The sequence below is a fragment of the uncultured Mobiluncus sp. genome, from assembly GCF_902488535.1.
Classification (GTDB): domain Bacteria; phylum Actinomycetota; class Actinomycetes; order Actinomycetales; family Actinomycetaceae; genus Mobiluncus.
This window is the reverse complement of the sequence record NZ_CABTWO010000018.1, coordinates 1-15,000: the sequence shown is the minus strand read 5'-3', so window position 1 is coordinate 15,000 and position 15,000 is coordinate 1. Positions and strand designations below refer to the sequence as shown.

The window sequence follows — 15,000 nt, the reverse complement described above, 5'->3', positions numbered from 1 at the left end:
CAAAATCCGGAAGCGCGCCGATTTGGCGGACCTCGGGGGTAAAGGTAAAAATAGAGAGGTAAATATGTAATAATTTTTACCTTGTAGGAGGTTCCGGAATGTTTAATGATTCGCAATCAGTAATTAATTTTGTGAAAGAAAAAAACATTCGTTTCATCGATGTGCGCTTCTCCGACCTTTATGGGACTATGCAGCACCTCACCATCCCCACAAATATGCTGGAGGAAACGCTTACTGACGGGATGATGTTTGACGGTTCGTCCATCAACGGTTTCACCGCGATTCACGAGTCCGACATGAAGCTGATTCCCGATCCCACCGCGGCTTTCGTAGATCCGTTCCGCCGGGAACCGACCCTGGTGCTGTATTCCTCCATCGTGGATCCCTTTACGAACGAACCGTTTTCTCGCGATCCGCGCGGCGTGACCCAGAAAGCGGAAGCCTACCTGAAGTCCACCGGCATCGCCGACACGGCGTTTCTCGCTCCCGAACCGGAGTTTTACATTTTTGATTCCATCCAGTTCCGCACCGATCCGCACGATACTTTCGTAAAAATTGGTTCTCGGGAATCGCCCGTGACCTCCGGCGATTGGGAGGACGGGCACAACTTGGGCAACAAGATGCCGTTCCAAGCTGGTTATGTCCCGGTACCCCCGATGGATGCCACCGCCGATGACCGGGACGCCATTGTGCGCGCCTTGCAAGAGACGGGTTTTGAAATTGAACGCTCCCACCACGAAGTCGGGGCGTCGGGTCAGCAGGAAATCAACTACACCTATTCCACTCTGCTGCACGCCGCGGATAACCTCACGGTGTTCAAATACATCGTGAAAAACAAGGCTATCGAACTGGGCAAGACCGTGACTTTCATGCCCAAGCCGCTGTGGGGTCAGGCCGGTTCGGGAATGCACTGCCACGTGTCTCTGTGGAAAGACGGCAATCCCCTGTTCTACGGTGAAAACGGCTATGGCGGCCTGTCTGACCTGGCACGTTGGTTTATCGGCGGGTTGCTGCGTCACGCGGCCGCGATTCTGCCGTTTACGAACCCGTCCATCAACTCTTTCCGCCGCCTGGTTCCGGGCTTCGAAGCCCCGGTGAACCTGGTGTATTCGGCGCGTAACCGTTCGGCTTGCATTCGCATTCCGGTCACCGGGACTTCCCCGAAAGCGAAGCGTGTCGAGTACCGCGTGCCCGATACTTCGGCGAACCCCTACCTGGCTTTCCCCGCCATCCTGATGGCTGGTCTGGACGGGATTCGCAATCGTATCGAACCCGCTGACCCTATCGACAAAGACCTTTACGAGCTTCCTCCTGAGGAGTACCGCGACATCGACAAACTGCCGCCGTCGTTGGACCTGGCGCTGCACGCGCTGGAGGACGACAACGAGTTCCTCACCGAAGGCGACGTGTTCACGACTGACCTGTTAGAGACCTGGATTCGCCTGAAGCGCGAAAATGAGGTGCAAAAGTTGTTCGTGCATCCCCACCCGCTGGAGTTTGAACTGTACTATAACTGCTAATAGTTGCCGTTTTCCGCAGGTTCACAAGGGTTCTGCCGCGCTTTCACGTTGCCGTCACTTTTTCCGGGTGGCGGCGGCGCGTTTTAATCCCCGGGTTTTCCCCGCATCAGCCACGGCCCTATCATCAGCATAATCCCGATGATGGCGGCGAAACTCAGCGCGACAATTTCCTCTGGAACCACGCCGTCAACAAACACTCGCATGATGACCAGGGTTATCACCAGCACGCCGCAAAAACTGATGAGGTTGCCGGCCGTGAGGTTGGCGATACCCAGGTTCAGGTTCAGGCTTTGCTGCAGTTTCGCCCCGAATCCGCTGGCCGCCGCAACTTGGCTCATATACATCGGATCCTCCGACACGCCAGTGACGCTGGTGCCTAACTGGCCGGCTTTCGGGGCTGGATCCTGGGGCGTCATCGGGGCTGGCAAAGCGGGTGCCGGATTGGCGTCGGGGCCTACGGCAGCGTTGCGTGCCTGGTTTTGGGGATGTGCCGCCGCGGTTTTGCCTTCGCTGGCCGCCGCCGCCTGCGCAACGGCCTGCTGAACGTTGGCCTGAGCCACGTTGGCTAGGCGCACCGCGGCTTCGGGCAAAGCGGCCGGAACCTCCGGTCCGCCGGGAGCACTCGCGGGAGTACCGGTCGGGTTCGCGGGAGCAGGAGCCGCCTGGGTCTGGGCTCCTTCCGCCCGCAGGGTCGCTGCTCCGGCAGCTGTCTGCGTAGCCGTTTGGGCGCCGGCCAGTTGTGCGGCCGCCGCTTGGCCTGAAATTGCGGGAGCGGTATTTGCGCTGGCCGCAGCGTTAGCCGGGGTGGGCAGGGCGGATTGCGCGGCAGTTCCCGCCGCGGTCGTGCCCGGATTAGCGGCTCCCGCGGTGGTAGCTGGGTTCCCCGTGGCTGCGGCTCCGCTATTTTGGGCCGCAGCGTAAAGGTTTGCCCCCTGTCCGGGAGGAATAATCTGGGCGCGCCCCAAAGACGTTTGTACCGTGCCGGGAGACACGGTGGATTGGGAAAAGGTCTGCAGCATGCGTGCTAAAGAATCTGGATTCGCCCCACCCTTTGAGGTGGCGGCTTGCCCGGCGGCGTTTTGCCAGGCACTGCGGGAGTTTTGCAACGCGGAGTCAAGGTTGGTGCCGGAGGTTCCAGTGTTGGGCAACAGCTGAGTAGCCGGGGAGGCGTTAGATTGGGCGGACGCCGGATTGGGTTTTCCGGTGGCGGCCTCAGAAGTGTTTTGGGCCGATGCCAGACCCGCCACAATATTGGCGATGGCGGCAGAGTTTTGGGGAATCGGCATGCCGGTAGCACTCAGGTTTTGCTGGACGGCCGCCCCCATATTCGCTGCCGCGTTGTTGACCGCAGCTTGGGCGTTTTGAGCGGCAGTTGTGGCATTTTGGGCGGCATTAGCCGCATTGGCAGCATTAGCAACCCCCGGATTCCCTAGCGGAAAGGAGGGGCCAACCGCAGGAATGCTCATGGATACTCCCCCTCTCGATCAGATTGCTATAGGAAGTTATTTCCGCCAATTTGATAAGTCTTACATCGGCTTTGCTGGTTTCATTATGAGGCTCCGCAGCCACAAAGTCCACCATTTCGGCGCGGTTGAGCCAAATACTATGTTCTATCGTTCGACCTATTTTGCGGTATGTTAAACCTATTGATTCAGGAGGCTCTGTTGACCACGAATTATTACGCCACCCCCGCCCAAGTCAGCTTGGAACCTAACGATTCCATACCTGCGCTGTTTTTTACCCGCGCGCGGCGCACTCCCCAAGCCGTCGTGATGATGCGGCCGCAGCCTTTCGGTGATGGCTGGGAAGAGATCACCGCCTCCACTATGGCTAACCAGATTATCGATGTAGCGCGCGGATTTATCGGTATGGGCCTTCAGGCCGGGGACCGCATCGGTATCATGGCCGGGACCTCCTACGATTGGATTTTGTTGGATTACGCCGCCCAGTCGGCTGGTCTGACCGTGGTTCCTATCTATGAAACCGATTCGGCTGCCCAGGTGGACTGGATTTTGGAAGATACTGGGGCGCGTTTTGTCATTACCGAAACCGCTACTCAGACCCGTTTGGTTGAGTCCACCGGACGGGTCGTGGATTGCGGGGTGGCCGCTCTCCAGGACGGGGCACTGGATGAGATCCGCCTCAAAGGAACCAACATCCGCAAACAGGAAGTTCGGGAACGTTTAGCTGCGGTCAATCTCGATTCGCTGCTCTCCATCGTCTATACCTCTGGCACGACCGGCAAACCGAAAGGCGTGGAGCTGACCCAGCGCAACTTCGTCTATATGGCTTTGATGATTGGGGACAGCCTGCCCGAAGTCATCGACAACAAAAAGACCCGTATGCTGCTGTTTTTACCGCTGGCTCACGTCTTTGCCCGTTTCAGTTCCTACACGGTACTTTCCGGGCGGGGCATGCTGGGGTGCGTCCCCAACGTGAAAAACCTGCTGAACGACCTGCAGTCCTTCCGCCCCACCAGCATGATTGTGGTGCCTCGAGTTTTAGAAAAAATTTACACCGCTGCCCAAGTCAAGGCCGGCCGCGGTTTGAAACACACGATTTTCAGCTGGGCGGCGGCGCAAGCCATTCACTACTCAGAAGCTTTAGAGGATCCAAACCGCAAGTTTGTGGGATTCAGGTTGCATCGTTCCCGCGCGATTGCGGACAAGCTGCTGTTTTCTAAACTCTTGGAACTGATGGGCGGGGACTGCCGCTGGGTCATCAGCGGTGGGGCTCCCCTAGGCGCGCGTCTGGGGCATTTTTTCCGCGGCGTGGGCCTGACTGTCATCGAAGGCTGGGGTCTAACAGAAACCGCCGGACCCGTTACCGGCAACCTTCCCGGCAATATCCGAATCGGCACCGTCGGGCGCCCGCTGCCCGGAGTGGAAATCAAACTCGACAGCAGCGGGGAAATCTTTGTCCGGTCCGACCTGGTGATGCGCGGGTATCGTAACAACCCCGAGGCGACCCGCGAGGCTTTGGACCCCGACGGATGGTTCTCCAGTGGAGACTTAGGCGAAATCGACGACGACGGTTTCCTCAGCATTACCGGACGCAAGAAAGAGCTTATCGTGACGGCCTCGGGAAAGAACGTCTCTCCGGCGCCGTTGGAGGACTCGTTCCGCGGCCACCCGCTGGTTTCCAACGTGGTCGTTATCGGGGACAAAAGGCCGTTTGTGTCGGCTCTTGTGACTTTGGACAGGGAAATGCTGCCTACGTGGCTGGCCAACCACAAACTTCCGCCTATGGATCCGGCGACTGCCGCCCTTCACCCCGCTGTCCAAGAATCCCTGATGAAAGGCGCCCAGCGAGCCTCCGCCAGTGTCTCCAGGGCCGAATCCATCCGCAAAGTGCGGGTTATTATAGGTGACTTTACTGTGGACAATGGCCTGTTGACTCCGTCCTTAAAAGTTCGCCGGCAGCTGGTCATTGAAAAATACGCAAAAGAAATCGAATCTATCTACGCGAAATAGGCTCTGCGCGGGATGGCGCATTGAGGGCTTAAATCAAGTTGGACCCGCACGCGGCGGGTCCAACCAGTGGAGGTTTTAGTTATTCGGATTGAACGAGTTACCGTTCAACCTCGCTGGCGCGGCGACGCGTGGTGGCGACTGCGCCAGCCAGCAATCCGACGCCGGCAATCAGGGCAGCGACAGAGAGCAAAGCAGCATATTGGGCAACGGAGCCGGTGCGAGCCAAGGAACGGCTCAAAGTGCCAGCTTCGGAGACGGCCTGAGCCCGATTAACTTGGGCCTGCTGAGCAGGGGCGGCCTGAACGGCGGAGGCCTGGACAGCAGTAGCAGGAACTACGTTCGCGTTGACAGCCGGAGCCTCAGAAACGGCCGAGTTCAGCAACGGGGTGGTCTGACCGGGAACCAAAGCCGGGCCGGCAGGTTCCGGAAGCTCAAACCACACAACTTGGGATTGACCGTTGGGGTCAGCCGGAGGAGTATTTTCGGTCTTTGCCATGGTCAGCAACGGAGCGGGAGCCTGGGGATCAGGAGCCGCGACCGGAGTGGAAACCGGAGCCATTGCGCTGTAATGAGGCACCACGTAAGTAACGGGAACGACTTGCGCCGGGGCAGGTTCAGCCGGTTCAGCAGGCTCTGCCGGCTCGGCGGCAGGAGCAGGCTCCTCAGCCTGAGGCTCGGCTGGAACGGTTTCCTCAGCAGGCTCAGCCTGGGTATCAGTGCCCTCTTCAGCAGGAGCGGCAGTCTGTTCCTCAGCAGTTTCAGAGACTTCCGTTTCGGTGGTTTCGGGGGCTGGTGTAGTTTCCTGCTCGGTGGGTTCTGCACCCGGAGCAGGTTCTGCGGTGGCATCTTCGGAAGTAGCAGGTTCACCCTGAGTCGCCTGCGTGGCTTCCTCAGTTTCCTCAGTACCGGCGACAGTAATGTCGTTATCGGCAGCAGTAGCGCCTGCCACCTCTATGGCGGGATCAGTTTCGAGTGCAACTTGCGTGCCATCGTCCGCGAAAGACGGAGCGAAACCCATCACCGCAGCTATAAGTAAGCCGCCTCCTGCGGCGTAAAGCTTATGTGAATTTTTCATGATCGGAGACCTCCATGCTCCAGCGATACCCTGTATATCGCTCTTCAGTTGCTGCCTTCCGGTTACCCTTATTACAGTCAACCCGTACTCATAAGTATAGTCGATTTCGGCCTATTTACGCCGATTGATTGCTCCACCCAACCCCCCAAATTAAAGTCAAATTTTTCATCTCAGTAAGTTTTAAGCTGGGTTACAGGAAAAATCGCTGAATTATCACCATTTAAAACATTTCCAGGGGGTAAGGAATCAATCTTTTATGTGAGAAATATCACATTTATTGGATGCGAACAAAGGGGTCATTTGACCTGACATTAAAATCATTTTTGTATTCACATTTGAACTTAGACACAGACCAGTTTTGTGACAAAACCCCACATGGGAGGGTGTTTATCAGCATTTGACGTCTCTTGTTTGCGTGACACGCCAGATTGACGGAAAAATGCCCCGTTGACCACCACCGGATTCCTAAGAGATTTACCAAAAATTCTCAGGCATTCAGGAACGCTCGGCGAATTTAGGCGTTTTTTCAGCTAACCCTCAGATTTGAGCTGAGTTCAGAGACAATAGCCTCTCAACGTGACAGCCGACAGCGCGAAGGTATTTTGTATTCATTCCGTGAACATAGTTCCAAAATCTAGCGACTGTTTAGATTATTTGTTGAATGTGAAATTGAGGCCAAAATTTCGTTCTCAGCGAACCGGAAGCCGAAACATTCAGACCCAACCTGCCTCTGCTTAAAAAGGAGCCACCCGTTAAACAAACTGTCGGGCTGACAGGATTTGAACCTGCGACCCCTTGACCCCCAGTCAAGTGCGCTACCAAACTGCGCCACAGCCCGATTGCCCAAAAAGCAACATAGACACTTTACCCTATTGGCAACCGAAGGGAAAAACGCTGCCGCCCCGGACGCTTGAAAAGGGAATAAATCGTTGGAAAATCGCGGAAAATCCTAGCGGCCTTTTCGCTTTTCGCGCACCCGCATCCCGATGCGCACCGGGGTACCTACGAAACCAAAGGTGTCCCGCAGGCGGTGTTCGATGAAACGTCGGTACTGCGGGTCAAGGAAACCGGTAGTAAACAGGACAAAACGAGGCGGACACACCCCCGCCTGGGTGGCGTAAAGAATACGCGGCTGTTTGCCGCCGCGTAGCGGATGGGGATGAGCCGCCACCAGCTCGCCCAAAAATGCGTTCAAACGCGAAGTTGGGATCCGAATGGTCCACCCCTCCAAGGCCGCTCGCAACGCCCGGGCAATCCGGTTCGTGTGCCACCCGGTTTTCGCCGAGACGTTAATCTTCGGTGCCCATGACACGTGCGCCAAATCCGCCTCTTGCTCATATTTCAGTTCGCCCTGGCGATATTCGTCCACCAGGTCCCACTTGTTGTTCACCAGCACTAAGGCCCGACCTGCCTCGACGACCTGGTTCACGACCCGCACGTCTTGTTCCGTGAGAGGCTCTCCCCCGTCCAACAAGACCAGCGCCACATCAGCGTTTTCGATGGCGGCTTGGGTGCGCAGCACCGAATAGTAATCCGCCCCGACGCTGCGCTTGACCCGCCGCCGCACCCCCGCGGTGTCCACAAAAACCCACTGCTCACCGTCCAGCTCCAAGACCTCGTCCACCGGGTCACGAGTGGTGCCGGGAACCTCGGACACCACGGCTCGTCCCGCCCCGGACAGAGCGTTGAGCAGCGAGGACTTGCCCACGTTGGGCCGGCCCACCAGGGCGACCCGCGGCGTAGAGTCTTCGGCACGCGTCACCGGTGTGGCTCCGGCCTGGGGCAACACCTGCAAAATAGCGTCCAGCAAGTCTCCGGTCCCCCGCCCGTGCAGGGCAGAAATCGGGTAGGGCTGACCCATGCCGAGGTTCCACAGGGCGGCGGCATCGGCCTCTTGACGCTCCGAGTCAACCTTATTAGCCACCAGCAGCACCGGCTTACCGGAACGGCGCAGCAGCTTCATCAAACGCTCATCGGTAGCGGTCGCCCCCACGTTCGCGTCCACCACGAACAAAGCCGCGTCCGCCAGGTCAATCGCAATTTCGGCCTGGTCCGCGACCGCCCGGTCCAGCCCGGAAACCCCCACGTCCCAGCCGCCAGTATCAACCAGATGAAAATTGCGTCCGTTCCAGTGGGCATCATAAGTGACCCGGTCTCGCGTCACTCCCGGTTCGTCCAGCACCACGGCTTCACGGCGGCCCAAAATGCGGTTCACCAGGGTGGATTTGCCGACGTTAGGGCGACCCACCACGGCGAGGGTGGGCCAGTTTGGAGCGGCGGGCAGTCCGGCGGAGTCCAGAGTCATGTCTCCGTCCAGAAGATCCAAATCCTCCGGCTCCAAGTCGTAATCTTGCAGCCCCTCGCGCAGCATTTCATCACGCGCTGCGTCCGCGGGGTCTACCGTGCCATCATCGACAAAGTTTTCGTATTCCACGTCAGGAAGTTCATCGCTGGACGCAATCGGATTGGGCTGTTGAGACAGCGTCGCGTCTCCGGTGTCTCCGGTGTTTTCCTCGGTCATTATTCCCCCGTGCGTTACGGCCAGGCCAAAATCCGGGCCAAGCCTCAATTCGTCGCCTGATCAATCAGACGCATAACCGTATCTAAAGTTTGCGACACGCTCAAATCGGTGGAGTCCACCGTGGTCACCCCATCGGCGGCCGCGTGGAAGGAAGTAACTTTGGCGTCGCGGGCATCACGGTCCAACACCAAGGCGCGTTCCCGGTCCAGAGTTTCGCTCTGAGCGTCACCTTGATCGGCCAAAGCCCGCCGACTGACCCGCGTCGCCGCACTGGCAGTCAAGAGAATCCGCACTTGCGCATCGGGCGCTACCACGGTGGTGATGTCCCGGCCTTCCACCACGATACCGCGAGTAGATTCGCGGGCCTGGGCGATGATGTCGCGCTGCAGCGCAATCAGCGTGGTACGCACCTCCGGTACGCTCGAGACAGCGGACACGATGGTGTTGATGTGATCCGTACGAATCACGTGCATGACATCGACATCATCCACAAAAATCCTGGGCGCGTGGGGAACCGCGTTGACGGTGAACTTCATGGCCTGCACTGCTGCTGCGATGGCTACAGGATCGTTGAGGTCCACCCCGCGGTGCTCCACACCCCAAGCCGCGGCGCGATACATCGCTCCCGTATCGAGGTAGCCCAAATCGAGGGCTGCCGCCACGTTGCGCGAAATGGTGGATTTGCCCGAACCGCTGGGTCCGTCGATGGCGACCACCACCCCGCGCCCCAAAATCTTTTCGCGCAATGCCTCATAGTTCGCGTATTCCATGACTCCCCTACACTTTCCAGGTATTTAGCAACGTTCCAGTATTCCACATTGAAACCGGTAACGCCCTAAGCAAGCCTATTTTACAGGCAAAAGGGCTTGTAATGACCCGTTTTGCCGAAAAAATCCGATGTTAAGCGCTCCCCGATTCAAACCTCGGCCAGGGACCAGTCCCGTTGCGACAGGTGTGCCATCAGCGGCTCTACCGAAGCCGGCGTCACATACAGGTAGGCCAGCCCGCGCGCTTGTCCCAACGAGTGTTCCAAGCGAAAATCCTCCACGTTGATGCCGGCTGAACCCACATCGTTGAACAAACGTCCCAGGAAACCCGGCTCATCCGGGACCAGCACCGCCACCACCCCGTACTTCGAGGCGGCATCACCGTGCTTGCCAGGAATCCGGCCCACGCCCTCATTTCCGCGCACCAACACAGTATTAATTGCGCCCACCGCGGGAGAATTCCAGGCGGTGCGCGCGGTGGTCTGAGAGGGTTCACAAGGTCGGGTGGGCGGGGTTGTTTCGGTTGGATTTCCGTCCGGGTTGCCGGTATCGCAGTGAATATCCGGGCTCAGTCCGGCGATGAGAGCCTGCAGGTTACCTTGCAGTTCCACCAGGATTTCACGCACCGCAGTTTCGTTGCCGGCCAGGATAGCGTTCCACAGCCGCGGGTCCGAGGCCGCGATGCGGGTTACGTCGCGCAAGCCGCCACCAGCCAGTTCCAAAGCGGCCGGAGGTGCCGTCACCAGCAGCCCGGCCATCAGGGAGGACACCAGCTGGGGCACGTGCGAAACCAACGCGACCGCCCGGTCGTGCTCGTCAGCGTCCAAAGTCAACAGGAACGCGCCCAGGTCTGTCCCCAAAGTTCGCGCCGCCAACACCGCATCGGGGCAGGTAGTCTCATGCGCCACCACCACCCAGGGCCGACCCGCAAATAAGTCTGCGGTGGCGGCTCCCACTCCGTTCACTTCCTTGCCAGCCATGGGGTGTACCGAGCAATAGCGCGGCGCTGCGGGACGATCCCCCGCCACGACCTCGTGCACCACCGCGTCCTTGACGGAACTGACATCAAACACGAACGCCGCGGGAAACTCCCGCAAAGCCGCCAACACGACACCGGCAGTCACATCGGGAGGGGTCGCGACCAACACTAGGGAAGGCGCGGGCAGACCCTCCTGCCAGACCCGACCGGCTCCCAGGCTCTCTCCCAAAGCCATCGCTGTCGGGGACGCATCTCGCAGGTAAACGTCCACTCCGGCGCGATGCAACGCCAACCCGATAGAACCGCCAATCAAACCGACGCCGATAATTAATACCGGACCCCGCGTGCCGACCACGGCGGCACCGGGCCGCGGGGCAGATGGCGGCAAGGTCTCGCTCATAGTCCCACCATTTCTTGTAAGGCGGCCAGTTCGTTGCCGTGCAGCAGCCGGAACTGGCCTTCTTTCAGGCCATCCAAAGTCAGGTTGGCGATTCCCGTGCGGGTCAGAGCCGACACCGGGTGGCCCACCGCGGAGAGCAGACGACGCACCACGCGATTCTTGCCCGAATGCAGGGTCAGCTGCACAATCGATGAGCCCTTGCGCACTTCGATGAGTTTGAATTTGTCGACTTTCACCGTGCCGTCCTCCAGCTCGACCCCACGGCGCAACACCTTACCCAAACCCATCTTGACCTGGCCTTGCACCACCGCGACATAGGTTTTCGGGACTTCGTAAGACGGGTGCATGATTCGGTTCGCCAGTTCGCCGTTGTTGGTCAGCAGCAGCAGTCCCGCCGTGGCGACATCCAAACGGCCCACGTTATAGACCCGCTCAGGCAGTTTCGTCACCCAATCCCCGATGCAGGGCCGATCGTCCTCGGGCTGCATCGAAGAAACGGTACCAACGGGCTTGTGAAAAGCCCAGACCTGCAAGACTGTATCGGTGTGAACACGCTGGCCGTCCACGGTAATCCGGTCCGTAGGCAGGACTTTTACCCCCATTTCGCGCACGGTTTCACCGTTTATCTGGACGCGACCCTGCGCAATCAAGTCCTCGCTGGCCCGCCGCGAGGCGACCCCGGCGCGAGATAGCACCTTTTGGAGGCGCTCGGGTTCGCTGCCGGCCTCGGGGTGGTCCCGGGTTTCAGTTTCAACCTCGGGCAAGAGCGGATTGTCACTGTTCACGGTGTTTTCGGTTTCTATCTCAGTCATCGTTACTGCTTTCTGTTTCATTCATATCGTCGTCTTCCGCGCTGCGTTGGGTTTGGGCATCCCACAGGACATCGGCTGTTTCCGCCGCCAAAACTTGGGATAGGTCAGGATTAGCCGGCATATACGGTGCGAGGGGCGGCAACTGTTCCAGGCTGTCCAACCCGGTCTGTTCCAGGAAAGCCGCGGTGGTGCGGTACAGCAAAGCTCCGAGGTTCGTCTGGCCGCATTCCTCGATGAGCCCGCGCGCTGCTAGGTTACGCATTACTGAATCCACGTTGACCCCGCGAATGGCGGCGACTTGGGCACGAGTACAGGGCTGTTTGTAAGCCACCACCGCCAACGTTTCCAACGCCGCTTGTGAAAGCCGACCGGTGGAACCCAGAGTGACGAAACGCTGCACCAAGGTCTGAAACTGCGGTGCCACGTAGATGCGCCACCCGCCGCCGACTTCCCGCAGCTCAAACCCTCGTGGCCGGCTAAACAGGGCTCCGTCCCCACCCTCGCCACGATACTCGGCCGCTAACCCCTGCAGGGCAGCGAGCACCTCTGTTTCCGGGGTTTGTAGTGCTTCGGACAACACGTCCACACCCACCGGCGCTTCGGTAATCATCAAAATAGCTTCCAGGGAAGCCCACAAGTCTTGGTTGTCGCTCATTCCCATTCGTCCTCATTGCGGGGTGCGGGCTCGCTGTCGCTGGAGCCGACCCAGATGATAACTAACTTACCCAAAGGATTTTCCTGGGTAAAACTCAATAACCCAGAGCGATACATATCCAGCAGCGCCAAGAACCGCGAAATGACCACCGGCAGGGTTTTGGCGTCCGCCACGAGCTCTTTAAACGTAAGCGTGCGGGCTCGTTCCAGGCGCTCGGTCAGCACCGCGGTCTGCTCAGAGACCGAAACGAGCGGATCGTGCAGGTGAGCGACCAGAACTTGGGGAGGAACCGCGTAGAGTGTTCCGGCGGCGCGGCGCGCCAATTCCTCGGGATCTATCTGGGTTTTCAGTTCCGCCAACACGTGTTTCAAAGCCGGCTCATCGCCCGGTACGCGGCCCGTCACCAGTTGAAAGGCCTGCAGCTGCGCCTCCACGAAGTTCGAGGCTTCTTTGTAAGTTTGATATTGAATGAGCCGGGAAATCAGCAGATCCTGGGCTTCCAGGAGCTCCAGGTCTTCCTCGCTGTCAGCCATGCCCGGCAGGAGTCGCGCGGCTTTAATATCCAGCAGGGTCGCGGCGATGACCAGGAATTCCGTCGCTTCGGCCAGGTTGGGCCATTTGTCCAGGTAGGCGAGGAAATCCGCGGTCACTTCGGCGAGGGCAAAAGCGGTGATGTCCAGTTTGCGTTTCGCGACCAAGTCCGCCAGCAGGTGAAACGGTCCGGTGTACTCGGGTGAATGGACCTCAAAAGCGGGGGTGTCCGCCGTGTCCAAGTCCGGTGCTGCATGGTTGTCCGGTGCTGTGACGGACGGGTTCGAGGCAGGGTTAGGCGACATAGCCCTTGGCTATCACTTCGCGCGCCAAGCGGCGGTAGGCTTGGGCACCTTCGTGGGTGGGGGCGAACTCGGTGATGGGCCGGGTCGCCACGGTAGAGTCGGGGAACTTCACGGTGCGTTTGATGACGGTGGAAAACATTTTGTCTTGGAAGGCTTCAAGCAACCGTTCCTGAACTTCTTTGGAATGCAGGGTTCGCGAGTCCACCAACGTCGCTAAAATGCCATCTAACTGCAGTTTCGGGTTCAACCGATCGCGCACGGTTTCAATAGTTTCCATCAGCAGCGCCACCCCGCGCAGGGCGAAGAATTCGGTGGACACCGGAATAATCACCCCGTGAGCCGCCGTCAAAGCATTGACCGTGAGCAAACCTAGTGACGGCTGGCAGTCAATGATAATCGCGTCGTAATCCGGCTCCACTTCCCGCAACACTCGCGCCAGGATAGATTCTCGCGCCACTTCGTTTACCAGCTGCAGCTCCGCGGCAGAAAGGTCAATGTTGGCCGGAATGATATCCAGATTTTCCGTGTTGGTGTGGTGAATGACATCGGCCGTCGTCAAGTCACGGTGCGGCCCGACCATCAGGGAATAGATAGTCGTGTCCATCTCGTGACCGTTGATGCCCAAACCTACCGAGGCCGCGCCCTGCGGATCGAAATCGACCAACAGGACCTTGCGACCATACTCAGCCAAAGCGGCCGCCAAGTTAATGGATGTCGTAGTTTTGCCAACCCCGCCCTTTTGGTTACACATGGCGATAATCCGCGCCGGGCCGTGGCCTTTGAGAGGCTTCGGGACCGGGAACTCTTTATCCGTATCAGGAACAGGCATCATCGCGGGTTGGTTAGCATTCACCTTTACAGTTTACCCAAAGTTGTTCCCTTGACATGCCACCACACCACCGGTTCCCTGCAAGCGGGTTTCCCATCAGCGCCACCTCAACAACACCTAGGCTGCAAACAGGTTTTCTGTATAGAGTTAGTTCGGCATGGCTTTCCGCGCTAAGACCGCCCGCGCGGCCAGCGGACCAGTCTCTCCAAAACGTGCTGACCAGCTATTACATGTACACCCGACACGAAATCAAGAGTATGGACGCCCTTGATTTGACCCGAAGTCACAGGTACATACCTCGCGCCAAAACGGGTGGCGGAGAGCTTTCGTTCCCCGCCACCCGCGTCAATCAGGCTATCGGTTTATTTGTAGGAGAATGACAGCCAGACTGGGTTGCTCCTGGTTTGGTACGATGAGGGCTCCGAATCGTCAGTAAACCATTCGAAACACTTCATGGTGCCACCCGAAGCACCGCACATAAATTGGAGGTTAACCTCTGGCATTAGTGCTTCAATGTATTGACCTTCTTGCAGACGAGCCACTTTCTGGGGATCAGCACCTACACCCGAATCCTTCTCATACCACAGCTTGGATTCAATAACGCCGCCTATATTGCCCAGCTTGGTAACGCTCCGTTGATAAAAACCCGGACCATCCCAGGTGAATGAAGCAGAAGCGCGTGTGGGATCACCTGCCATATTGAGGACTTCTTGCCACGAAGGAAAATTATCGCAAGGTATTCCGCCCACCCGAACTGAAGTATTATTCGGGTAGCATTGCCCATGTTTCATATTCTCCGCAGTTAAACCAGTCGGCTCCCAGCTCGGGAAAAATGCTTGTAAATGCGGCCCCTCTGCAAATGCCGCACCCACCAGGTAATCACCCTTCGGGGAAGGCTTGGGAGCCATCAGATAGTACTCCATGTCTGACCCATATCTAAAGGTTGCCGCGTTCGCTTTCGTGAGGTTGGCGCGCATTTCGTCCATAGACATGTCCGCTGCAGACTTCGGTTTCGGGATGATGCCGGTGGCGGCGGCTTGGACGGTAGCATCGGGCATGACGCCGGTCCCGCCGATAATCATCAGTTTGCTAGCACCTAGGGCGTCAGCTTTCGCTTTCACACCCTCCCCGTT

Annotated in this window: 11 protein-coding genes, 1 tRNA gene and 1 pseudogene; 2 read left to right on the top strand and 11 right to left on the bottom strand. The window is 58.4% G+C overall.

What is annotated here, in order from left to right; all coding sequences use genetic code 11:
• Positions 1-98: 98 nt before the first annotated feature.
• A complete protein-coding gene (gene glnA / locus RDL66_RS07130) occupies positions 99-1,520 on the top strand; it encodes a type I glutamate--ammonia ligase (protein WP_308536170.1) in 1,422 nt (473 codons plus the stop codon).
• Between the two features lie 83 nt (positions 1,521-1,603).
• On the opposite strand, the gene RDL66_RS07125 is transcribed toward glnA, so the two are convergent.
• Positions 1,604-2,986: a hypothetical protein gene (locus RDL66_RS07125; protein WP_308536169.1), complete on the bottom strand. Its 1,383-nt coding sequence runs from the start codon at positions 2,984-2,986 to the stop codon at positions 1,604-1,606.
• A gap of 168 nt (positions 2,987-3,154) precedes the next feature.
• On the opposite strand from RDL66_RS07125, the gene RDL66_RS07120 reads away from it, so the two are divergent.
• A complete protein-coding gene (locus RDL66_RS07120) occupies positions 3,155-4,993 on the top strand; it encodes a long-chain fatty acid--CoA ligase (RefSeq protein WP_374042913.1) in 1,839 nt (612 codons plus the stop codon).
• A gap of 97 nt (positions 4,994-5,090) precedes the next feature.
• Here the strand turns inward: RDL66_RS07120 and RDL66_RS07115 are convergent, their stop codons facing one another.
• From RDL66_RS07115 to RDL66_RS07070, 10 genes and pseudogenes are all read right to left on the bottom strand, one after another.
• Positions 5,091-6,068 carry a hypothetical protein gene (locus tag RDL66_RS07115; RefSeq protein ID WP_308536165.1) on the bottom strand — a complete coding sequence of 326 codons (978 nt, stop codon included), beginning with the start codon at positions 6,066-6,068 and terminating at the stop codon, positions 5,091-5,093.
• A 764-nt stretch (positions 6,069-6,832) separates the two neighbouring features.
• Positions 6,833-6,906: transfer RNA gene (locus RDL66_RS07110), tRNA-Pro, on the bottom strand.
• 111 nt (positions 6,907-7,017) lie between these two features.
• Complete coding sequence (gene der / locus RDL66_RS07105; RefSeq protein WP_308536163.1) at positions 7,018-8,589, bottom strand: ribosome biogenesis GTPase Der; 1,572 nt, start codon at positions 8,587-8,589, stop codon at positions 7,018-7,020.
• A 44-nt stretch (positions 8,590-8,633) separates the two neighbouring features.
• Positions 8,634-9,359 (bottom strand): (d)CMP kinase, encoded by a 726-nt coding sequence (gene cmk / locus RDL66_RS07100; RefSeq protein ID WP_308536161.1) that lies wholly within the window; start codon positions 9,357-9,359, stop codon positions 8,634-8,636.
• Positions 9,360-9,505: 146 nt separating this feature from the next.
• Positions 9,506-10,735, bottom strand: a complete 1,230-nt coding sequence (locus RDL66_RS07095; protein ID WP_308536159.1) for a prephenate dehydrogenase — start codon at positions 10,733-10,735, stop codon at positions 9,506-9,508.
• Complete coding sequence (locus RDL66_RS07090) at positions 10,732-11,568, bottom strand: pseudouridine synthase (protein ID WP_308536158.1); 837 nt, start codon at positions 11,566-11,568, stop codon at positions 10,732-10,734. Before RDL66_RS07090 ends, RDL66_RS07095 begins: the two co-directional genes overlap by 4 nt.
• Complete coding sequence (scpB, locus tag RDL66_RS07085; RefSeq protein ID WP_374042912.1) at positions 11,540-12,208, bottom strand: SMC-Scp complex subunit ScpB; 669 nt, start codon at positions 12,206-12,208, stop codon at positions 11,540-11,542. Before scpB ends, RDL66_RS07090 begins: the two co-directional genes overlap by 29 nt.
• Positions 12,199-13,038 carry a ScpA family protein gene (locus tag RDL66_RS07080; RefSeq protein ID WP_308536155.1) on the bottom strand — a complete coding sequence of 280 codons (840 nt, stop codon included), beginning with the start codon at positions 13,036-13,038 and terminating at the stop codon, positions 12,199-12,201. Before RDL66_RS07080 ends, scpB begins: the two co-directional genes overlap by 10 nt.
• Complete coding sequence (locus RDL66_RS07075) at positions 13,028-13,870, bottom strand: AAA family ATPase (protein WP_308536196.1); 843 nt, start codon at positions 13,868-13,870, stop codon at positions 13,028-13,030. The genes RDL66_RS07080 and RDL66_RS07075 overlap by 11 nt, the downstream gene beginning before the upstream one ends.
• Before the next feature lie 359 nt (positions 13,871-14,229).
• Positions 14,230-15,000 (bottom strand): annotated as a pseudogene (locus tag RDL66_RS07070) (hypothetical protein); the annotation flags it as partial.

What these genes read in the sequence shown, in the direction of transcription:
- glnA (WP_308536170.1), top strand. Translation starts at nt 99, where the DNA reads ATGTTTAATGATTCGCAATCAGTAATTAATTTTGTGAAAGAAAAAAAC.
- RDL66_RS07125 (WP_308536169.1), bottom strand. Translation starts at nt 2,986, where the DNA reads ATGAGCATTCCTGCGGTTGGCCCCTCCTTTCCGCTAGGGAATCCGGGG.
- RDL66_RS07120 (WP_374042913.1), top strand. Translation starts at nt 3,155, where the DNA reads ATGTTAAACCTATTGATTCAGGAGGCTCTGTTGACCACGAATTATTAC.
- RDL66_RS07115 (WP_308536165.1), bottom strand. Translation starts at nt 6,068, where the DNA reads ATGAAAAATTCACATAAGCTTTACGCCGCAGGAGGCGGCTTACTTATA.
- der (WP_308536163.1), bottom strand. Translation starts at nt 8,589, where the DNA reads ATGACCGAGGAAAACACCGGAGACACCGGAGACGCGACGCTGTCTCAA.
- cmk (WP_308536161.1), bottom strand. Translation starts at nt 9,359, where the DNA reads ATGGAATACGCGAACTATGAGGCATTGCGCGAAAAGATTTTGGGGCGC.
- RDL66_RS07095 (WP_308536159.1), bottom strand. Translation starts at nt 10,735, where the DNA reads ATGAGCGAGACCTTGCCGCCATCTGCCCCGCGGCCCGGTGCCGCCGTG.
- RDL66_RS07090 (WP_308536158.1), bottom strand. Translation starts at nt 11,568, where the DNA reads ATGAAACAGAAAGCAGTAACGATGACTGAGATAGAAACCGAAAACACC.
- scpB (WP_374042912.1), bottom strand. Translation starts at nt 12,208, where the DNA reads ATGGGAATGAGCGACAACCAAGACTTGTGGGCTTCCCTGGAAGCTATT.
- RDL66_RS07080 (WP_308536155.1), bottom strand. Translation starts at nt 13,038, where the DNA reads ATGTCGCCTAACCCTGCCTCGAACCCGTCCGTCACAGCACCGGACAAC.
- RDL66_RS07075 (WP_308536196.1), bottom strand. Translation starts at nt 13,870, where the DNA reads ATGATGCCTGTTCCTGATACGGATAAAGAGTTCCCGGTCCCGAAGCCT.